Genomic DNA, 15,812 nt, shown 5'->3' with positions numbered 1-15,812 from the left:
AAAATTAGGTCGGTGCGGCGGGTGTAGTGGCGAGCGCCAACAAGCGGCGCGCGGCGGTGGAGGCTGGCAAGCTGCCATCGAGCACTTGCTGCTGCAGCAGGGGCAACTGCGCACACACACCGGGGTGGGCGCGAAAAGCCTGTTTGAGCCCGGCTTCGATGCGCTCCCACATCCAGGTTTGCGCCTGGCGCTGGCGCTTGGTGCCGAATTGCTGATTGGCCGTCTGCAGCCGTTGAAACTCTTGCACTGCAGACCAGAAAGTGGCCACACCCTGGCCCAGCAGGGCGCTGAGTTGCAGCACCTGTGGGTGCCAGAATAAAGCGTCGTTTTGTGCCTGGTGTTGATGGTGGCCGTGCGAGCCAAACAGACGCAAGGCCGAGGTGATCTGCGCCTGTGCACGGGTCGCGGCGTCGGCGTCAAGGTCGGCCTTGTTGATCACCACCAGGTCGGCCAGTTCCATGACACCTTTCTTGATCGCCTGCAGGTCGTCGCCTGCGTTGGGCAATTGCATCAACACAAACATGTCGGTCATGTTGGCCACCGCCGTTTCCGATTGGCCCACACCCACGGTCTCCACCACCACTACGTCATAACCAGCGGCTTCACACACCAGCATGGCTTCGCGGGTTTTCTCCGCCACGCCGCCCAGCGTACCACTCGAGGGGCTGGGCCGTATATACGCCTTTTCCTGCACAGAGAGTTGCTCCATGCGTGTTTTGTCGCCCAGGATGGAGCCACCCGAAACAGTGCTGGAAGGGTCTATGGTGAGCACCGCCACGCGGTGGCCTTTTTCGATCAGATAAAGGCCCAGCGCTTCAATAAAAGTCGACTTGCCCACGCCAGGCACACCGCTGATGCCCAGACGCAATGCGCGCCCGGTGTGCGGCAACAACGCGGCCAGCAAGGCATCACCTTGCAGACGGTGGTCGGCGCGGGTGGATTCCAGCAGCGTGATGGCTTTGGCAATGGCGCGGCGTTGCGCCATGCCGGTAGAGGCCAACACCGCTTGCTGCATGGCGGCCACGACGTCGTTGCTCAAGGCTTGGTCTCCACCGCTTGCCAGCGGTAGTGCACGTCCACCCCCTCTTCACCTTCCAGCACAAAGCCGTGGCGTAGATAAAAGCGGTTGGCGTCGCTGAGTTTCAGTGCAGTGAGTTTGATGCCCAGGCCGCGTGCCCGCGCCTGTTCTTGCGCCCAATGCAGCACCCAGGCGCCTATACCCTGGCCATGAAAACCGTGGCGCAGATAAAGGTGGTCCAGCCGCAGCGTGTCGCGGCCCTCTGGCTTCAGAGTGACGAAGCCAATGCGCTCGCCATCCCACACGATGTGCTGCATGTAGGCTGGCACAAAACCCTGGGTGAGACGCTCGCGCGCACGGTTGAAATCAAAGCGTCCAACACGCTCCAGGCTAGGGCGCATGGCGTCAATGCGCAGCGCCAGCATGGCGTCGAAGTCGCTGTCGACCACGGCCTCGAAACGCAGGCGCTGGTTAAGCCGCTGGTTCACGCGCTGGTTCACTGGCTCGGAAAGAAGATCCACCGTCACCGTGGCACTCTTGAGGCTCAGGCGCTCACGGCCGCGCGGATCTGCTCCAGCACATCCTTGGCGCTGGCCGGGATAGGTGTGCCCGGGCCGTAAATGCCTTTGACACCGGCCTCATACAGCATCTCGTAGTCACCACGCGGGATCACGCCGCCGACAAAGACGATGATGTCGTCCGCGCCCTGCTTCTTCAGCTCTTCGATGATGGCCGGCACGAGAGTCTTATGGCCGGCTGCCAGCGTGGAGACGCCGACCGCGTGCACGTCGTTCTCTATCGCCTGGCGCGCGCACTCTTCGGGGGTTTGGAACAGCGGCCCCATGTCGACGTCAAAGCCCAGGTCGGCAAAGGCCGTGGCCACCACTTTGGCGCCACGGTCGTGGCCGTCCTGGCCGAGTTTGCTGATCATCACGCGCGGGCGGCGGCCCTGCTCCTCGGCGAAGGCATTGATCTCGACCTTGAGCGCGTCCCAGCCTTCGGCCGAGTCATAGGCTGCGGCATAGACGCCGGTGACCTTTTGCGTATCGGCACGGTGGCGGCCGAATGATTTCTCCAACGCATCCGACACTTCACCCACGGTGGCGCGCAGACGCATGGCGGCAATGCTCAGCGCCAGCAGGTTGCCTTCGCCCGATTCGCCAGCGGCGGTGAGGGCGTCCAACGCGGCTTGCACCTTGGTATTGTCGCGTGTGGCACGCACTTGCTGCAGGCGCGCCACCTGTTGTTCACGCACCTTGACGTTGTCTATGGACAGGCTGTCGATCGCGTCCTCGGTCTTCAGCTTGTATTTGTTGACGCCGACAATCACGTCTTTGCCCGAGTCTATGCGCGCTTGTTTCTCGGCGGCAGCGGCCTCGATCTTCAGCTTGGCCCAGCCGCTGTCGACCGCACGTGTCATGCCACCCAGGGCGTCGACTTCTTCGATGATTTTCCATGCCGCATCGGCCATGTCTTGCGTCAGCTTTTCCATCATGTAGCTGCCGGCCCAGGGGTCGACCACGTTGGTGATGTGGGTCTCTTCCTGGATGATGAGTTGGGTGTTGCGCGCAATACGCGCGCTGAACTCGGTGGGCAAGGCGATGGCCTCATCCAGCGCGTTGGTGTGCAGGCTTTGTGTGCCGCCAAATACCGCCGCCATGGCCTCTATGGTGGTGCGCACCACGTTGTTGTACGGGTCTTGCTCGGTCAGGCTCCAGCCACTGGTCTGGCAGTGGGTGCGCAGCATCAGGCTCTTGGGCTTCTTGGCGTCAAAACCCTTCATGATGCGGCACCACAGCAGGCGTGCGGCACGCATCTTGGCCACTTCCAGATAGAAGTTCATGCCAATGGCCCAAAAGAAGCTCAGCCGCCCGGCGAATTCGTCCACATCCATGCCTTTGGCGATGGCGGTCTTGACGTACTCCTTGCCGTCGGCCAGGGTGAAGGCCAGCTCCAGCGCCTGGTTGGCGCCGGCTTCCTGCATGTGGTAGCCCGAGATGCTGATCGAGTTGAACTTGGGCATGTTCTGCGCCGTGTACTCGATGATGTCGCCGATGATGCGCATACTGGGCTCGGGCGGAAAGATGTAGGTGTTGCGCACCATGAACTCTTTCAGAATGTCGTTCTGAATGGTGCCGCTCAACTGGTCTTGCGCCACGCCCTGCTCTTCGGCGGCGATCACGTAGCCGGCCAGCACGGGCAGCACGGCACCGTTCATGGTCATGGACACACTCACCTTGTCGAGCGGGATCTGGTCGAAGAGGATCTTCATGTCTTCAACCGAGTCGATGGCCACACCGGCCTTGCCCACGTCGCCGGTCACACGCGGGTGGTCGCTGTCGTAGCCACGGTGCGTGGCCAGGTCAAACGCCACACTCACGCCCTGCCCGCCGGCGGCCAGCGCCTTGCGGTAGAAGGCGTTGGATTCTTCGGCGGTCGAGAAACCGGCGTATTGGCGAATGGTCCAGGGCCGCACCGCGTACATGGTGGCTTGCGGGCCGCGGATGTAGGGCTCGAAGCCGGGCAATGTGTTGGTGTGCTGCAGCCCGGCCAGGTCTTCAGCGGTGTAGAGCGGCTTGACGGTGATGCCGTCTGGCGTGACCCAATTCAGCGCTTCCACCGCACCGCCGGGCGCAGACTTGGCGGCCGCTTTGGTCCAGGCAGCCAGATCTGCGGCAGCGAACTCAGGCGTAGATGACACGGCAGGCCGAGAGGAATCTTGGGTCGAATCTTTAGACATGGCTGAGCACTTTTTTGGCGTGAGTTGAAGTCTACCGCATCCATAATTATGAATGCAAAATAAAAAATTAACCTAGAATTCGGTTATGCCTTCCCTCAACCTCACGCCTCGCCCCCTCTACGAAGAAGTCGCGGAGCGTCTGCGCCAGCGCATTTTTCAGCGCGACCTGGCGCCTGGCAGCTGGATCGATGAGCTGAAGATTGCCGAAGAGTATGGCATCAGCCGCACACCATTGCGAGAGGCGCTGAAGGTGCTGGCGGCCGAGGGTTTGATCACCATGAAGGTGCGCCGCGGCGCCTACGTGACCGAAGTTTCCGAGCGCGATCTGCGCGAGGTCTATCACCTGCTGAGCCTGCTGGAAAGCGACGCCGCCGCCGTGGTGGCCGAGCGCGCCAGCGACACGCAGCTGGCCGAATTACAAGCCCTGCACACCGAGCTGGAGGCGGCGGTGGACGACCAGGTGCAGTTCTTCGCCGTGAACGAGCAATTCCATATGCGCCTATTGGAAATTGCCGACAACCGCTGGACCAACCAGATGGTGGCAGACCTGCGCAAGGTGATGAAGCTGAACCGGCACAACTCGCTATTCAAGTCCGGGCGCATCCACGAGTCGCTGATGGAGCACCGTAGTGTGATGGATGCACTGCTGCGGCGCGACGCAGAGGCAACTCTGCAACGTATGCGCGCACATTTTGCGAATGGGCTGGAGGCGGCGGTTTAGCCCGCAGCCCCAACCAAGCAGATTCAAAATAGATAGCTGCTTGCGCTTATGCAAAAAGAGCAAAAGGCCTTTTTCTCTTAATTCCTAAGCCGCAACGGCTTGCGCTGCGTCGGCATCGCGCCGCAGTGTGAGTTGCGCCAAACGCATCACGTCACGCGCCGGCATGGCCTTGAGTTTGTGGTCGCTCCACACCTGGCGCCAACGACGCGCACCCGGCTGGCCGTGGCGCAGGCCCAGCATGTGGCGCGCGATGTTGCCCCAGGGCGTGCCGTGCTCGACGGCCATGCGTTCCATGTAGTCGACCATTTGCAGCTCCACGGCATCACGGTCCAGCGTCTGCGCCGGGGCGCCGAAGAACTGCTCGTCCCAATCGGCCATGAGCCAGGGGTTGTGGTAGGCCTCGCGGCCTATCATCACCCCGTCCACCTGGGTCAAATGCGCGGCGATGTCGGCATTGGTGTTGATGCCGCCATTGATGGCGATGCACAGGCCGGGAAAGTCTTTCTTCAACTGCGCCACCAGCGCGTAACGCAGCGGTGGAATCTCGCGGTTCTCCTTCGGGCTCAAGCCTTTGAGCCAGGCGTTGCGTGCATGCACGATGAAGGTGTTGCAGCCCGCCTCGGCCACGGTGCCGACAAAGTCGCGCACAAATTCGTAGCTCTCGGTTTTGTCAATACCGATGCGGTGCTTCACGGTGACTGGCACATCCACCACATCAACCATGGCCTTGACACAGTCGGCCACCAGTTGCGGCTCGGCCATCAGGCAGGCGCCAAACGCGCCACGCTGCACACGCTCACTGGGGCAGCCACAGTTGATGTTGACCTCGTCGTAACCCCACTCCTGGCCCAACTGGGCACACTTGGCCAGGTCCGCCGGCTCGCTGCCGCCGAGCTGCAACGCCAGCGGATGCTCCTGCTCGTTGTAGCGCAGATGGCGTGGCACGTCGCCATGGATCAGCGCGCCCGTGGTCACCATCTCGGTATAGAGCAAGGTGTGGCGCGTGATCAGGCGGTGCATGTACCGACAATGGGCGTCGGTCCAGTCCATCATGGGTGCCACGCTGAGGCGGTTGGAGGGAAGGTTTTCAGCTTGCATACGGGTGAGATCAGGGAGACGCGGCAGTCGGTGCCACGCCCAAAAACAGGGGTTATTTTCGCAGCTTGCTCTTTTTCCCGCCAAAACATCGTCTTATTCCTTTGTGCCTGGCCATGCGAGTCGGCTTGGGCAGCCCATTTTTGGCATTTTTCAGACGCCCACAAAAGCCGTCGAACATGGTCAATGAGAGCGGTAACATCACCGCTTCAAGCCCTATGGCCTCAGGCCACGGCGTAGCGCAGCTTAAGGACGACGAGCCCGTATGAACCACCACACCTTCGCCCAGCCCCACAACGCCGAAAACGCGCCGCAGGCCACCTGGCGCCTGCACAGAACAGCTGCTGCGCTGGCCGTGGTCGCACTGCTGGCGGCCTGTGCATCAAAGCCGCTGCCTGAATGGAAGCCCTACCCCGGCACGGCCGCTCCAACGACGGCACCGAGATCCACCCCAGCGCCTGCCTCGGTCAGCGTTGCGCCCACCGCGGCACCGGTAGAAACCGCCGTTTCGGTGCCCGTGCCCACACCAGGCCAAGGCGACGGAGCGGCTGCCGCCCCACCCTATAACGCTGCCGTGGCCGCACGCTTCCCGGCACCGCCCCTGGCTTACGCCACACCCGGCCTGGCGGCCGACCGCAGCAGCTTCACCACCAATGCCGAAGTGTCGACCTGGCTGCACCAGCTTTCCGCCAGCGTGCCGGCTGGTTCTACAACCAAGGCAGTGGTATTGCCCCTGGGCACATCACAAGCCGGTGTGCTGCTGGAAGGCCTGCTGCTGACACGCGGCGCCGGCTCGGACCCGGCGACGGTGCTCGCGACCCAGCGCCCCACCGTGCTGTTGATCGGCCAGCAACACGGCAATGAACCCGCAGGCAGCGAAGCGCTGCTGGTATTGGCGCGTGAACTGTCACAAGGCCTGCTGGAGCCGCTACTGGACCGTATCAATGTCATCGTGGTGCCGCGCGCCAACCCTGATGGCGCAGCCGCCAATGTGCGGGTCACGGCCAACGGTGTCGACCTGAACCGCGACCACCTGCTTCTGACCACGCCCGAAGCCCGCGCGCTCGCCAAGCTCAGCCGCGACTACCAACCGATTGTGGTGGTCGATGCCCATGAATACACGGTGGTCGGACGCTTCGTCGAGAAGTTTGGTGCCATCCAGAAATACGACGCACTGCTGCAATACGCGATGACGCCCAACCTGCCCGAGTTCCTGCCACGGGCCTCAGAAGAATGGTTTCGCCGCCCGGTACTCACCGCATTGCAAAACCAGAACCTCACGCAGGAGTGGTACTACACCACCTCGACCGACCTGGCCGACAAACGTGTCTCCATGGGCGGCAGCCAGCCAGACACCGGGCGCAACGTCAACGGCTTGAAGAATGCGGTGAGCCTGTTGATCGAAACCCGGGGTGTAGGCATTGGCCGCACCCATATCCAACGCCGCGTGCACACCCAGGTGACGGCCATCACCAGTGTGCTGCAAAGCGCAGCGGCCCGCGCCGACGAGCTGAACAAGCTGCGGCCGTACATGGAACGCGAAATCAGCTCCAAAGCCTGTAACGCGCCCGTGATCGTCGAAGCCGCGCCCACCAGCACCACCTACAACCTGACCATGCTGGACCCCGAAACCGGTGCCGACAAGGTGGTCAACGTGGCCTGGAATTCATCGCAGAACCTGCGCACCGTGAAGTCACGGGTGCGGCCCTGCGGCTATTGGTTGTCGCCGAGTTCCACCACCGCTGTGGAACGCCTGCGTTTGCTGGGATTGGAGGTGCAGCGCATCACCGAATCCAGTTCGCTGCTGGTCGACAACTACCAGGAACAAAGCCGCACCCAGGCCGTGCGCGAAGATGTGCGCGGCAGTGTCGCGGGTGGTGGCGACGTGACGCGGGTGGAAGTCAGCCTGGGCAGCGGCCTGATCGATGTACCCGCTGGCAGCTACTACGTGCCAGTCAACCAGGCGTGGGGCAACCTGGCGGTGGCCGCACTTGAGCCCGATACCCAGAACAGCTACTTTGCCAACCACGTGCTGGATGTGTTGAGCAGCGCCGCACGTGTGATGACCGTGCCCACACTGAAGCTGGAACCCGTGCCTTAAAACGTGTTTACGATCTCTGTGGGGCCGCCTCAGGGAGATCGTCACCACGTTCTGACACCGAAGCCAAGGCCAAAACAAAAGCCGCGTAGCCCCTTCACAAGGGCTGACGCGGCTTTTGCCTATGGAAGACCAATTCTCAGGGCGGCGAGGCTGGCAAGGGCTTGGCTTGTTTGTTCGGATCACGTTCGGCGTTTTTCCGCTCAATCTCGGCCTTGTGCGCGGCGGCGTCTTTTTGTTTTTGCTCGTAACGTGCGCGCTCTTCGGCTTCTTGCGCCGAGCGGTCCACCACGGCGGGCGCTTGGCGAGTATGTGGTGGAGTGGGCTTGGGTGGCTGGCGTGGCGCCTGTTCGCCGCGTGGGCTGCCCTGTGGGCTCAGCGGTGCATTTGGCTGCCGCGCGGCTTTGTCTGCGGCTTTGCGCTCGGTGTCGGCACGGCGCTCTGCCGCCTCCAGTTCACGCTGGCGCAATTGCTCGGCCTGCAGCTGTGCGCGGCGCTGGCGCTTGGCATCGTTCAAGGCCACCTCTTCTTTGCGCAGCGCGTCCAGCTTGATGCGCCGGTCAGCACGCAATGCCTCGCGGCATGGCGTCACGGCGAACTTCTGGAAACAGGCTTTGTCCTCCTCGGCGTAACGCGCATTCAGGGTCCGACGTTCGTTATTGATACGGTCCAGCGCCACTTGTGTAGTGGCATCCTCGGCCGCCACAGAGGCTTCGAGGTCCTGTAGCGGCGTGGCATGCGCAGGCACGGTCAGCAGCAAAGTGGCCGCTGTAACGAGTGGAGAGATCAGACGTTTCAGGCTAAGGTTCATGTGAGGCTGGTGTCCACTTCCCGCCGGCCCAGCGCGAGAAACTCTTTGGATTGCATTTCTGTCAGCCGCGAAACGGTACGCGGAAATTCGTGCGCCAACGGGCCGGAGACATAAAGATCTTCTGGCGGCACGGCAGCAGAGAGTATGAACTTAACGCGCCTGTCGTACAAAACGTCGACCAGCCAGGTGAAGCGCCGCGCCTCGGAGGCCATGCGCACCGACATTTGCGGCACATCGCTGAGCATCACGGTGTGGAACTGCGTGGCAATTTCCAGATAGTCGTTTTGCGAGCGTGGCCCGCCACACAGGGTTTTGAAGTCAAACCACACCACACCACCGGCCTTGCGGCGTGCGCTGATGGTGCGCGCTTCGATGTGCAGGTTCGGGTCTTCTTCATCGTGTTGCTCGGCCAGGTGGGTGAAGGTTTGCTCCATGCTGGCATCGGCTTCGGGGCCTAGCGGCGTGTGGTACAGCTGCACGTTTTCCAGCGTGCGGCGACGGTAGTCGGTGCCGTTGTCCACGTTGATGACTTCGAGCTTCTCGTTCAGCAGCGCAATCGCCGGCAGAATGCGGTCGCGGTGCAGGCCGTCGGGGTACAACTCGTCGGGCCGGAAGTTGGAGGTGGTGACAAAACCCACGCCGTTGGCGAACAGCGAATCCAGCAACCGGTGCAGGATCATCGCGTCGGTGATGTCGGCCACGTGGAATTCGTCGAAACAAATCAGCTTGTAGCGCTTGGCAATACGTTCGCCCAACACGTCCAGCGGGTTTTGTGTGCCCTGCAGGTCCACCAGTTCGCGGTGCACTTCGCGCATGAACTCGTGGAAGTGCAAACGCGTCTTGCGCTTCAAAGGCACGGCGTTGAAGAAGCAGTCCATCAAAAAGCTCTTGCCACGCCCTACGCCGCCGTACATGTAGACGCCGCGCGGAATCTCCGGGTGGTTGATCAGCTTCTTGAAGCTGTTGGAGCGCTTTTCCTTGTAGGCTGCCCATTCGGCGGCGCAGCGCTCCAATGCTTCCACAGCGCGCATCTGCGCGGGGTCGGCGGTAAAACCGCGTTCAACCAACTCTGCCTGATAGGCTTCTTTAACGCTCACGCCGGCCCCCAATACTACAAAAAAAATAGCTTGTGACGCAGACCAGGCCTGCGTGACAAGCTACTTACACCTCAAGCTCAGAAATTGAGCGTACGCTTCTCAACCGCCAGGGCGGCTTCCTTGGTGGCTTCGCTCAGCGATGGATGTGCGTGGCAAATGCGCGCAATGTCTTCGCTGCTGGCACGGAACTCCATGGCCACCACACATTCGGCAATCAGTTCGCTGGCCATGGGGCCAACGATGTGCACACCGAGGATTTCGTCCGTCGTGGCATCGGCCAACATCTTCACCATGCCGGTGGTGTCGCCCAAGGCACGTGCACGGCCGTTGGCCAGGAACGGGAAGGTACCAGCCTTGTAGGCGCGACCCGCTTGCTTCAATTGCTGCTCGGTCTGGCCGACCCAGGCGATTTCCGGGTTGGTGTAGATCACCCAGGGAATGGTGTTGAAGTTGACGTGACCGTGTTGACCCGCGATACGCTCGGCCACGGCCACACCCTCTTCTTCAGCCTTGTGTGCCAGCATAGGGCCACGCACCACGTCGCCAATCGCCCACACGCCGGGCAGGTTGGTCTTGCATTCGTCGTCGACCACAATGGCGCCGCGCTCGTCGAGCTGCAGGCCAACCGCTTCGACATTCAGGCCAATGGTGTTGGGCACGCGGCCGATGGAAACGATGAGCTTGTCCACGTCCAGGCTTTGGGCTTCGCCCTTGGCGTTGGTGTAGGCCACGCTCACGCCCTTCTTGCCACTCTTGATGTCGCCGATCTTCACGCCCAGCTCGATCTTCAGACCTTGCTTGTCAAAAGCCTTCTTGGCTTCCTTGGCGATTTGCTCGTCCACTGCACCCAGGAAAGTCGGCAGACCTTCGAGCACCGTGACTTCAGCACCCAGACGGCGCCACACCGAACCCATTTCCAGGCCGATGACACCAGCGCCAATCAGGCCCAGCTTCTTGGGCACCGCGCCGACGCGCAGCGCGCCGTCGTTGGAGAGAATATTTTCTTCGTCGAACGGCGTGCCGGGCAAGGCGCGTGCATTGGAGCCGGTGGCCACGATCACTTGCTTGGCGGTCAGCTCTTCTTCACCCACGGTGAGTTGGTAAGCGCCATTGGCCACACCCTTGAATGCACCACGTCCATGGAAGAACGTGATCTTGTTCTTCTTGAACAGGTACAGGATACCGTCGTTGTTTTGCTTCACAACGGTGTCCTTGCGCGCCAGCATCTTGGCCACATCCAGGCTCAGGCCCTTGACCTCAATGCCGTGGTCGGCAAAGTGGTGGTTGGCTTGTTCGTAATGTTCCGACGACTGCAGCAGCGCCTTCGATGGGATGCAACCCACGTTGGTGCAAGTGCCGCCAGGTGCGGGGCCGCCCTTGGCATTCTTCCACTCGTCGATACAGGCCACGCTGAAACCCAGCTGGGCCGAGCGAATCGCCGCAATATAACCACCAGGGCCGCCACCGATGACGACCACATCAAATTGTTTACTCATGAATTCTTCCCTTCAGTTTCTCTAGCTAACCCATCGCGACATACGTGCCGGCTTTTCACCAGAACACCGCAGAACTGGCTTTGCCAGGCTGCTGGTGTTGCCCCCTGCAAGGGGGCGGGCGTTGCGACACGCAGTGCGCGAAGACTGGGGGTGTTAAATATCAAACAGCAGGCGGGTTGGGTCTTCCAAGGCTTCCTTCATGGCGACCAGGCCCAACACGGCTTCGCGGCCGTCGATGATGCGGTGGTCGTAAGACATGGCCAGGTAGTTCATAGGACGGATCACGATCTGACCGTTTTCCACAACCGCGCGGTCCTTCGTGGCGTGCACGCCCAGAATGGCCGACTGTGGTGGGTTGATGATAGGCGTGGACAACATGGAGCCGAAGGTGCCGCCGTTGGAGATGGAGAACGTACCACCGGTCATTTCTTCAATGCCCAGCTTGCCGTCCTTGGCCTTTTGGCCGAACTCGGCGATCTTCTTCTCGATGTCGGCAAAGCTCATTTGGTCGGCGTTGCGCAGAATTGGCACCACCAAGCCGCGTGGCGAACCCACAGCAATACCGATGTCGAAGAAGCCGTGGTAGACGATGTCATTGCCGTCCACGCTGGCGTTCAGCACGGGGTACTTCTTCAGGGCGTGCACTGCCGCCTTGACGAAGAAGCTCATGAAGCCGATCTTCACGCCGTGTTCTTTGGTGAACGCGTCCTGGAACTTCTTGCGCAGGTCCATCACCGGCGCCATGTTCACTTCGTTGAACGTGGTCAGGATGGCGTTGGTCGATTGCGATTGCAGCAGACGCTCGGCCACACGTGCACGCAGGCGGCTCATGGGCACGCGTTGTTCTGGGCGGTCACCCAGGTTCAGGCCGGCAGGAGCCGACACTTGTGGCAAGGCCTTGGTCGGCACGCCGGTGGGGATGGAAGACGTTGCAGCAGGTGCGGTCACACCAGCGGCCACGGCGCCGAGCACGTCGCCCTTGGTCACGCGGCCATCTTTGCCGGAACCGGCGACCGAGCCAGCGGCCAGGTTGTTGTCGGCCATCAGCTTGGCGGCGGCAGGCATGGCCACACCGGCCATGCTGGTGCTGGCGGCGGCGGCAGGGGCTGCTGCTGCAGCGGCCGGTGCAGCGGCGGCGGGGGCTGCGGCAGGTGCAGCGGCGCCAGCCTTGCCTTCGGTGTCGATGCGCGCGATCAGTTGTTCAGCGGCGACGGTGGCGCCATCCGCCTGGATGATTTCGGTGATCACACCGGCCGAGGGTGCCGGCACTTCGAGCACCACCTTGTCGGTTTCGATCTCGATCAGGATTTCGTCCACAGCGACGGCTTCCCCAACTTTTTTCTTCCAGTTGAGCATGGTGGCTTCCGCCACGGATTCGGACAGTTGGGGGACTTTGACGTCTACGATAGCCATTTAAATTTCTCCAATTTCTTCTATGTGGGGCTGCCACGCGGGGCACAGCAAAACGTTGCCGCGTGCACAGGCGGGACAGCGCTTCACCTGAGGCGCTGTCCCGAGTTCATGGGGTTACTTGGTCAACACAAAACCTTTGAGCTTGCCAAACGCGCCTTCGACCAGAGCCTTTTGTTGCTCTTGGTGCAGGTGCGAGTAGCCAGCGGCAGGCGAAGCGGAAGCGGCGCGGCCGGAATAACCCAGCTTTTGGCCGTCGGCCATGTTCTCGTGCAGGTAGTGCTGTACGAAGAACCAGGCGCCTTGGTTTTGCGGCTCGTCCTGGCACCACACCACATCGGTGGCATTGGGGAAGCGGCGCAACTCGGTGGCAAAAGCCTTGTGCGGGAACGGATAGAGCTGTTCCACGCGCAGGATGGCCACGTCGTCCAGTTCTTTCTCGGCACGCTTCTTCACCAGGTCGTAGTAGACCTTGCCCGAGCAGGCGATGACGCGCTTGACCTTGTCGGCCTTCTTCAGCACGTCTTCGTTGTTCTCAGGAATCACGGTCTGGAAGCTGCCCTTGGTGAACTCAGACAACGGCGACGCTGCATCCTTGGCACGCAGCAGCGACTTGGGTGTCATGATGATCAGCGGCTTGCGCAGGTTGCGCACCATTTGGCGACGCAGCAAGTGGAAGATCTGGCTGGCCGTGGTGGGCTGCACCACTTGCATATTGGTGTCGGCGCTCAGTTGCATGAAGCGCTCCAGGCGGGCCGAGCTGTGCTCTGGGCCTTGGCCTTCGTAGCCGTGCGGCAGCATCAGCGTGATGCCGTTGACACGGCCCCACTTGACTTCACCGGAGGCGATGAACTGGTCGATCACCACTTGCGCGCCGTTGGCGAAGTCGCCGAACTGGGCTTCCCAGATGACGAAGGTGTTCGGGTCGTTCGATGCGTAGCCGTATTCAAACGCCAGCACCGCTTCTTCCGACAGGATGGAGTCGATGACGGTGAACGGGGCCTGGTTTTCCGTGACGTTCTGCAAGGGCGTGTAGGTGCCTTCGTCGAACTTTTCGCGGTTTTGGTCGTGAATCACGGCGTGGCGGTGCGTGAACGTGCCACGGCCGCAATCTTCACCCGACAGACGCACGGGGTAGCCGCTGGCCACCAGCGAGGCAAACGCCATGTGTTCGCCCATGCCCCAGTCCACAGGGATCTCGCCACGGCCCATGGCAGCGCGGTCGTCGTACACCTTCTTCACCAGTTGGTGCGGCGTGACCGATGCGGGGATGGTGGTGATACGTTCGGCCAGGCGCTTCCATTCGGTCAACGGAATGGCGGTGTCGCCAGCGTCGGTCCATTTCTTGCCCAGATAAGGCGACCAGTCCACAGCAAAGGTGCTCTTGAAATTGGTCAACACCGGGTCGATGGTGTTCTTGCCGGCGTCGAGTGCGGCGCGCGTGGCCTTGACCATGTCGTCACCCAGCGTTTCACCAAAGCCTTGTGCCGCCAGCTTGTCGGCGTACAGGCGGCGCGTGCCGGGGTGCTTGGCAATCTTCTTGTACATCAGCGGCTGGGTCAGCGCTGGTGTGTCTTGCTCGTTGTGGCCCAACTTGCGGAAGCAGATGATGTCCACCACCACGTCCTTGTGGAATTCCATGCGGTATTCCAGGGCGAGCTGGGTGGCCAGCACCACGGCTTCAGCGTCATCACCGTTGACGTGCAGCACAGGGGCTTCGATCATCTTCACCACGTCCGAGCAGTACAGCGTGGAACGGCTGTCGCGTGGATCGCTGGTGGTGAAACCGATCTGGTTGTTGATGACGATGTGCACCGTACCGCCGGTGTAGTAACCGCGCGTTTCGGCCAGCGCCAGGGTTTCCATCACCACGCCTTGGCCGGCAAAGGCCGCGTCGCCGTGCACCAGCACCGGCAGCACTTGTTTACCCTTGGGGTCGCCACGGCGGTCCATGCGTGCACGCACCGAACCTTCAACCACGGGGTTGACGATTTCCAGGTGGGACGGGTTGAACGCCAGCGACAAGTGCACCGGGCCACCAGGGGTGGAGACGTCGGAGCTGAAACCTTGGTGGTACTTCACGTCGCCGGAAGGCAGGTCTTCAGGCGCGGTGTGGTCGAACTCGGCAAACAGGTCGGCGGGCAGCTTGCCCAGGCCATTGACCAGCACGTTCAGACGGCCACGGTGGGCCATGCCGATGACGATTTCTTGCACGCCCTTCTCGCCGCCCATCTGGATCAGCTCGTCGATCGAAGCGATGAAGCTTTCGCCGCCTTCGAGCGAGAAACGCTTTTGGCCCACGTACTTGGTGTGCAGGAAGCGCTCCAGGCCTTCGGCCGCGGTCAGGCGATCCAGAATGCGCAGCTTCTTTTCTTTGGACAGCTTGGGCGTGCTGCGCACGCTTTCCAGCTTTTGTTGCCACCAGCGCTTCATGTTCTGGTCGCTGATGTACATGTATTCGGCGCCTATGGTGCCGCAATACGTTTCGCGCAAGGCGTTGATCAGATCGCGCAAAGACATGGTGTCTTTGCCGAAGAATGTGTTGCTGGTATTGAAGACGGTTTCCTGGTCAGCGTCGGTAAAGCCGTAGAACGAGGCTTCGAGCTCAGGAATGTTTTCGCGCTCGGTGCGCTTCAGCGGGTCGAGGTCAGCCCAACGCACACCAACGTTGCGGTAAGCGGCGATCAACTGTTGAACGGCGGTGCGCTTGCGACCGAGTTCGGAGTCGGCGCTGGCGACGACTACTTTGGTTTGGCCTTGTTTGGCGCGCTCGGCAAAGGCGTTCACAACCGGCAGGTGTGGCACGTCTTTGGCATTGGTGCCATCGACGGCGGGCACGTTCTGCAAAGCGTCGAAGTATTCGCGCCAGTTGTCCGGGACGCTACCTGGGTTGCTCAGATAGTTTTCGTAAAGCTCTTCGACATAGGGCGCGTTGCCCCCGAAGAGATAGGTATTGCCCGAGTAGGCACGGTAAACCGAAGTAGTTTCACTCATATTCCGCTGACCTCCGTTTCCCTCTGGGAAACATTAGCTGGTTAAAGCTTGTGATTAATTAACCTTCCGCGACACGGCTGGACCGATTTGCGGATGCGACTGTGGCAGGAAGGGCCTAGTACTCCGGCATTATCCCCCGAATGCGCAAACCTATCGTGAATTTTTAAAACAGCCTGGTGAACGACTCAAACGACATGCAAGCGTTTCCGCGATCAGCCCGCGAATACGCGCCAACACACCAAAACAGCCACTTAAAGCACAACAAGCGCTTGCAACACGCACAACCCCGGCGCTGCCAGCAACGCCACCCAAAGCATCAACATCGACCCGGA

11 protein-coding genes are annotated in these 15,812 nt (G+C 61.4%); 2 read left to right on the top strand and 9 right to left on the bottom strand.

Going from position 1 to position 15,812, the window contains the following annotated elements; translation table 11 throughout:
* Positions 1 to 4: 4 nt before the first annotated feature.
* The 3 genes from meaB to scpA form a co-directional block, all read right to left on the bottom strand.
* Positions 5 to 1,015: a methylmalonyl Co-A mutase-associated GTPase MeaB gene (gene meaB, locus ACFQ95_RS03440; RefSeq protein ID WP_422829551.1), complete on the bottom strand. Its 1,011-nt coding sequence runs from the start codon at positions 1,013 to 1,015 to the stop codon at positions 5 to 7.
* 20 nt (positions 1,016 to 1,035) lie between these two features.
* Positions 1,036 to 1,443, bottom strand: a complete 408-nt coding sequence (locus tag ACFQ95_RS03435) for a GNAT family N-acetyltransferase (RefSeq protein WP_422829550.1) — start codon at positions 1,441 to 1,443, stop codon at positions 1,036 to 1,038.
* A 119-nt stretch (positions 1,444 to 1,562) separates the two neighbouring features.
* Complete coding sequence (scpA, locus tag ACFQ95_RS03430) at positions 1,563 to 3,758, bottom strand: methylmalonyl-CoA mutase (RefSeq protein WP_422829400.1); 2,196 nt, start codon at positions 3,756 to 3,758, stop codon at positions 1,563 to 1,565.
* Between the two features lie 85 nt (positions 3,759 to 3,843).
* On the opposite strand from scpA, the gene ACFQ95_RS03425 reads away from it, so the two are divergent.
* Positions 3,844 to 4,479 (top strand): GntR family transcriptional regulator, encoded by a 636-nt coding sequence (locus tag ACFQ95_RS03425; protein WP_422829399.1) that lies wholly within the window; start codon positions 3,844 to 3,846, stop codon positions 4,477 to 4,479.
* Positions 4,480 to 4,563: 84 nt separating this feature from the next.
* On the opposite strand, the gene dusA is transcribed toward ACFQ95_RS03425, so the two are convergent.
* A complete protein-coding gene (dusA, locus tag ACFQ95_RS03420; RefSeq protein WP_422829398.1) occupies positions 4,564 to 5,577 on the bottom strand; it encodes a tRNA dihydrouridine(20/20a) synthase DusA in 1,014 nt (337 codons plus the stop codon).
* A gap of 262 nt (positions 5,578 to 5,839) precedes the next feature.
* Between dusA and ACFQ95_RS03415 the strand changes: the two genes are divergently transcribed.
* The gene (locus ACFQ95_RS03415) at positions 5,840 to 7,675 is read left to right on the top strand and encodes a M14 family zinc carboxypeptidase (RefSeq protein ID WP_422829397.1); all 1,836 of its coding nucleotides are present in this window, start codon (positions 5,840 to 5,842) and stop codon (positions 7,673 to 7,675) included.
* Positions 7,676 to 7,811: 136 nt separating this feature from the next.
* On the opposite strand, the gene ACFQ95_RS03410 is transcribed toward ACFQ95_RS03415, so the two are convergent.
* The 5 genes from ACFQ95_RS03410 to ACFQ95_RS03390 all read right to left on the bottom strand — a co-directional run bounded on the left by ACFQ95_RS03410 (position 7,812) and on the right by ACFQ95_RS03390 (position 15,480).
* Complete coding sequence (locus tag ACFQ95_RS03410) at positions 7,812 to 8,483, bottom strand: hypothetical protein (RefSeq protein ID WP_422829396.1); 672 nt, start codon at positions 8,481 to 8,483, stop codon at positions 7,812 to 7,814.
* Positions 8,480 to 9,580 carry a cell division protein ZapE gene (gene zapE / locus ACFQ95_RS03405; RefSeq protein ID WP_422829395.1) on the bottom strand — a complete coding sequence of 367 codons (1,101 nt, stop codon included), beginning with the start codon at positions 9,578 to 9,580 and terminating at the stop codon, positions 8,480 to 8,482. Before zapE ends, ACFQ95_RS03410 begins: the two co-directional genes overlap by 4 nt.
* Positions 9,581 to 9,657: 77 nt before the next feature.
* Positions 9,658 to 11,076 carry a dihydrolipoyl dehydrogenase gene (lpdA, locus tag ACFQ95_RS03400; RefSeq protein ID WP_422829394.1) on the bottom strand — a complete coding sequence of 473 codons (1,419 nt, stop codon included), beginning with the start codon at positions 11,074 to 11,076 and terminating at the stop codon, positions 9,658 to 9,660.
* 153 nt (positions 11,077 to 11,229) lie between these two features.
* On the bottom strand, positions 11,230 to 12,489 hold the full coding sequence (gene odhB, locus ACFQ95_RS03395; RefSeq protein WP_422829393.1) for a 2-oxoglutarate dehydrogenase complex dihydrolipoyllysine-residue succinyltransferase: 1,260 nt from the start codon (positions 12,487 to 12,489) through the stop codon (positions 11,230 to 11,232).
* 114 nt (positions 12,490 to 12,603) lie between these two features.
* Positions 12,604 to 15,480: a 2-oxoglutarate dehydrogenase E1 component gene (locus ACFQ95_RS03390; protein WP_422829392.1), complete on the bottom strand. Its 2,877-nt coding sequence runs from the start codon at positions 15,478 to 15,480 to the stop codon at positions 12,604 to 12,606.
* Between the last annotated feature and the right edge of the window lie 332 nt (positions 15,481 to 15,812).

Source organism: Variovorax sp. HJSM1_2, from assembly GCF_049316285.1.
GTDB lineage: Bacteria > Pseudomonadota > Gammaproteobacteria > Burkholderiales > Burkholderiaceae_C > Rhodoferax_B.
The sequence above is the reverse complement of the archived record's forward strand: the minus strand, read 5'-3'. Positions and strand labels throughout refer to the sequence as shown.

Excerpts from the sequence above, each read along its gene's own strand:
- ACFQ95_RS03425 (WP_422829399.1), top strand. The coding sequence starts at position 3,844 with ATGCCTTCCCTCAACCTCACGCCTCGCCCCCTCTACGAAGAAGTCGCG.
- ACFQ95_RS03415 (WP_422829397.1), top strand. The coding sequence starts at position 5,840 with ATGAACCACCACACCTTCGCCCAGCCCCACAACGCCGAAAACGCGCCG.
- ACFQ95_RS03435 (WP_422829550.1), bottom strand. The coding sequence starts at position 1,443 with ATGCTGGCGCTGCGCATTGACGCCATGCGCCCTAGCCTGGAGCGTGTT.
- scpA (WP_422829400.1), bottom strand. The coding sequence starts at position 3,758 with ATGTCTAAAGATTCGACCCAAGATTCCTCTCGGCCTGCCGTGTCATCT.
- ACFQ95_RS03390 (WP_422829392.1), bottom strand. The coding sequence starts at position 15,480 with ATGAGTGAAACTACTTCGGTTTACCGTGCCTACTCGGGCAATACCTAT.
- dusA (WP_422829398.1), bottom strand. The coding sequence starts at position 5,577 with ATGCAAGCTGAAAACCTTCCCTCCAACCGCCTCAGCGTGGCACCCATG.
- odhB (WP_422829393.1), bottom strand. The coding sequence starts at position 12,489 with ATGGCTATCGTAGACGTCAAAGTCCCCCAACTGTCCGAATCCGTGGCG.
- meaB (WP_422829551.1), bottom strand. The coding sequence starts at position 1,015 with ATGCAGCAAGCGGTGTTGGCCTCTACCGGCATGGCGCAACGCCGCGCC.
- ACFQ95_RS03410 (WP_422829396.1), bottom strand. The coding sequence starts at position 8,483 with ATGAACCTTAGCCTGAAACGTCTGATCTCTCCACTCGTTACAGCGGCC.
- lpdA (WP_422829394.1), bottom strand. The coding sequence starts at position 11,076 with ATGAGTAAACAATTTGATGTGGTCGTCATCGGTGGCGGCCCTGGTGGT.